This is a genomic window from Actinocrinis sp. (assembly GCF_035946395.1).
Taxonomy (GTDB): domain Bacteria; phylum Actinomycetota; class Actinomycetes; order Streptomycetales; family Catenulisporaceae; genus Actinocrinis.
Genome location: NZ_DASYZI010000062.1, coordinates 1 through 3,313 on the forward strand (window position 1 = coordinate 1; position 3,313 = coordinate 3,313).

General features: G+C 64.2%; 3 protein-coding genes. 2 read left to right on the plus strand and 1 reads right to left on the minus strand.

From position 1 onward, the window contains the following. Window positions 1-118: 118 nt before the first annotated feature. On the minus strand, window positions 119-331 hold the full coding sequence (locus VGS97_RS29400; RefSeq protein ID WP_349261970.1) for a helix-turn-helix transcriptional regulator: 213 nt from the start codon (window positions 329-331) through the stop codon (window positions 119-121). 202 nt (window positions 332-533) lie between these two features. Between VGS97_RS29400 and VGS97_RS04145 the strand changes: the two genes are divergently transcribed. Together VGS97_RS04145 and VGS97_RS04150 are read left to right on the plus strand one after the other, a co-directional pair. Then, window positions 534-1,817: a hypothetical protein gene (locus tag VGS97_RS04145; protein WP_326851834.1), complete on the plus strand. Its 1,284-nt coding sequence runs from the start codon at window positions 534-536 to the stop codon at window positions 1,815-1,817. A gap of 672 nt (window positions 1,818-2,489) precedes the next feature. Then, the coding region (locus VGS97_RS04150; protein WP_326851835.1) for an IS630 family transposase at window positions 2,490-3,313 on the plus strand (824 nt) is incomplete at its 3' end.

Sequence of the window (3,313 nt, forward strand, 5' to 3'; positions counted from 1 at the left end):
TCAAGACCGATGCCCGCAGCGCATTCGGCTATCGCAACCCCGATAACCAGCGACTCCGAGCCCGCTGCGCGACGACCCGACGCTCACGTGGGCACCTCAGCACCCGAACCAGCGGCCGTCACGGCCAAGCTCGATGAGCCAACATGCCGGACGGCCATAACTCGTCCTCTGGCCGATTGAGCAGCTTTGCGATGGCTGCCCTGTTGCTCGGATGGGGCACACGCCCGTCGAGCCAGCGCTCAACCGTCTTCGGGTCAACCTCAAGTCGCGACGCAAGGTCAAGTTGTTGCAGGCCAGCAGCCATCATGGCGCTCCGAAGCGCTTGGTTCACGCAGACCTCCTCGCATGGCCCGAGAAGTCGAGCATAGCAAAGACGTCCCTAGACGTCCCTCCAAACGTAGTATGTCCGCCCCTGCCGACCGATTGAGACTCCATCACGTCCAGCTGCGGGCACGCATGACTCGCTCACGGCTGGCTCCATCTGCTCAGTCAAATTCGCTCCACACGAGCGATACGCAGAGAAAGTGATGTCCATGGCCGTATCCGCTGCCCATCGTGTCCGAAATGAAAAGCTCAGAAGCATTCGCCTAGCGATGAATATGAGCCTGACCAACTTCGCAACAGCAGTTCGCGATGCTGGCGACGCTCTTGGCGAACCCAACACGTGTGACAAGCGACTCGTCAATAAATGGGAATCCGGAGCACACTCCACATGCTTGCCGCGTTACCGGCGCGCGCTGCAACGTGTCACGAGCACCCCGTACATCGAACTAGGCTTTGCAGACGCCACCAAGGTAGCGCCTCTCTCTCCGACAGTCAGCAGTCTAATCGGTACTCCCGCTTCACTGGACGATAGTATTCTGATCCTCGGCGACCCGAACGACGCGCTCCGCTATTCACTGAATCGCCCTGAGGTCCCACAACCAAAGGCCATTGCCCTCATCGCTGAAAGTACCGCCTACCTTTTTGGGCTCGAATACCATCGCCCCGCCCGCGCCCTGATGCCCGCGCTCGGCCAGCACGTCCGTGATGTCGCGGCCATGATGACCGGCACACGCCACCAGCCATTCCGCCACCGCTTGGCCACCGCTGGCGGCCAAGCGTCGCTACTGGCAGGCTGGCTCGCATTTGACCTCGGCGACATGCCCGCAGCTCACCGATACTGGGACAGCGCCATGGCATGCGCACGCTACGCGGCTGACGGCCCGCTTTTCGCGTGCATCCTCACCTACTTGTCCTACTCGGCGGCCGACCGCGGCGACCCACACACCGCATGGCAGCTGGCGCACACAGCAGTCAGCCGCGTCGGACCAAACCCCCGCGCACAAGCATGGATGGCCGTCCGCGCCGCCCAGGAAGCGGCCAAGATCGGCGACTCCGGTGCCGCCATCGCCGAGTTGGAGGAAGCTCTCGACTATGGCAGCGAGATGGCCTCTGCCGCGCCCGAGGACGACGCCGAACCCTGGTGCCGTTTCGTGGACCGCGCCTACATCTGGGCCATGGCATCGAACGTCTACACCCACCTCGGCGCTGTCGACGATGCCCATGCATCCGCCGTCCGCGCACTCGACTCGCTCAGCGCCGACCAGGTCAAAACCCGCGCAATCGTCCTCGCCGAAGCAGCCCACGCATTCGCCCGCATCGGCGGCACAGAACGCGCGATCCAATGCGCCACCGAAGCAGCCGATCTCGCGAGCAAGCTGGAGGCCTCCCTCGCCCATCGCCGTCTGCGCGAATTGCTCCCTCACCTCGCCGTGACAGCAGCATCCCAGTTGGCCCCAAGACTTCGCGAGCAACCCGCCTCACCGGCGAACTAGCCAACTTGACGCCTGCATACTCGCCTGCCTAGCAGGCAGCACCTGACCTTTCTCCTGCCAGACGCGCGCATCAGGGGTCGATCTCCGGGGTCAAGTAGCTTCTCGCATCTGACGGCACACGTACTCGGCCGCTCGTCGACATCAGAAGCCCGCAGCGCGATTCGACCGCGCGACACCCCCCTTTGGGAGTTCGTTCGGACACGTGCATGGCTGACATTTGGGCACGTCGTCTAGCGTGTACATGTACGGATTCAGTGGCTCGCGTGTCACGTCGTTCCGCCCGGTTGATGTCACGACTGATGTCAGCTTGGGCTCGCGGTTGATCTGCGGACCTCTGCTTCGTAAGCGCTCGAAGGTAAGTAGGCTCGTACAAGGTGAGTACCCTTGACCTGCACAGCGGCCTCGGCCGGCTTGCTCCTGAGTGTCCCTGAGCGACCGTGAGTTCCTGCCTCGTCTGGCACAGATCTGGCACGATTGCTGGTTTACTGCCTGTCGTCGTTGGTGTAGGAGGCTAGCGCGTTAGCTGGTTCGTTGAGAGTGTCATGACGTATTTATTGAGGGGTAACCCATTCCTTTCGTGATCGTTGGCGGTGTGTGAGTGATCGTCACATTGATGCGCGTGGTCTTTCTCGTGATGCGCTGGAGGATCTGCGGCGGCGGGTGGTGCGTGCGGTGAAGAACGGGATGTCGCAGGTGGATGCGGCAGAGGTCTTCGCGGTGAGTGTCAGGTCCGTGACGCGGTGGGTCAATGCCGAGCGGCGCGGCGGGGATCGGGCCCTGCGCCCTGGCCGGCCGGGTCGCCGCCCCGAGGAGCAGAAGGCCCTGAGCAGGGCACAGCAGCGCACCGTGTACCGCACGATCGTGAACCAGAGCCCAGAGCAGGCCGGCGGGACCGGGCAACTGTGGACCAGGGCGGCGGTGGCCGAACTGGTACGCCGCCGCTTCGTGATCCGCATCTCCCTGCCCACCACCGGCAAGTACCTCACACGCTGGGGCCTGTCCCCGCAACGGCCGATCCGCCGCGCCTACGAGCAGAACCCGGCCCTGGTGCGCACGTGGCTGGCGGAGACCTACCCGGGCATCGTCGCGGCGGCCAAAGCCGACGGCGGGCTGATCCTGTGGCTGGATCAGTCCGGGATCGGCTCGGCCGACAAGCCCGGCACCACCTGGGCCCCGACCGGGTCCACCCCGGTGCTGCCCAAGACCGGGCAGCGCTTTAGGGTCAACCTGATGGCCGCCCTGTCCAACCGGGGCGCGCTGACCTTCACCGTCTACGAGGGCTCACTGACCGTCACGCGCTACACCGACTTCCTCGGCCGCCTGATCCGCCACCACGGCGTGAAGATCCACCTGATCGTCGACCAGCACCCCACCCACAAGGCCAAGACCGTCAAAAGCTGGCTGGCCGAGCACGCCGAGGCGATCGTCCAGCACTTCCTGCCCGGTTACAGTCCTGAGCTCAACCCCGTGGAACTGCTCAACGGCGACACCAAGAA

Coding starts and splice junctions, on each gene's coding strand:
- VGS97_RS04145 (WP_326851834.1), top strand. CDS start 534: ATGGCCGTATCCGCTGCCCATCGTGTCCGAAATGAAAAGCTCAGAAGC.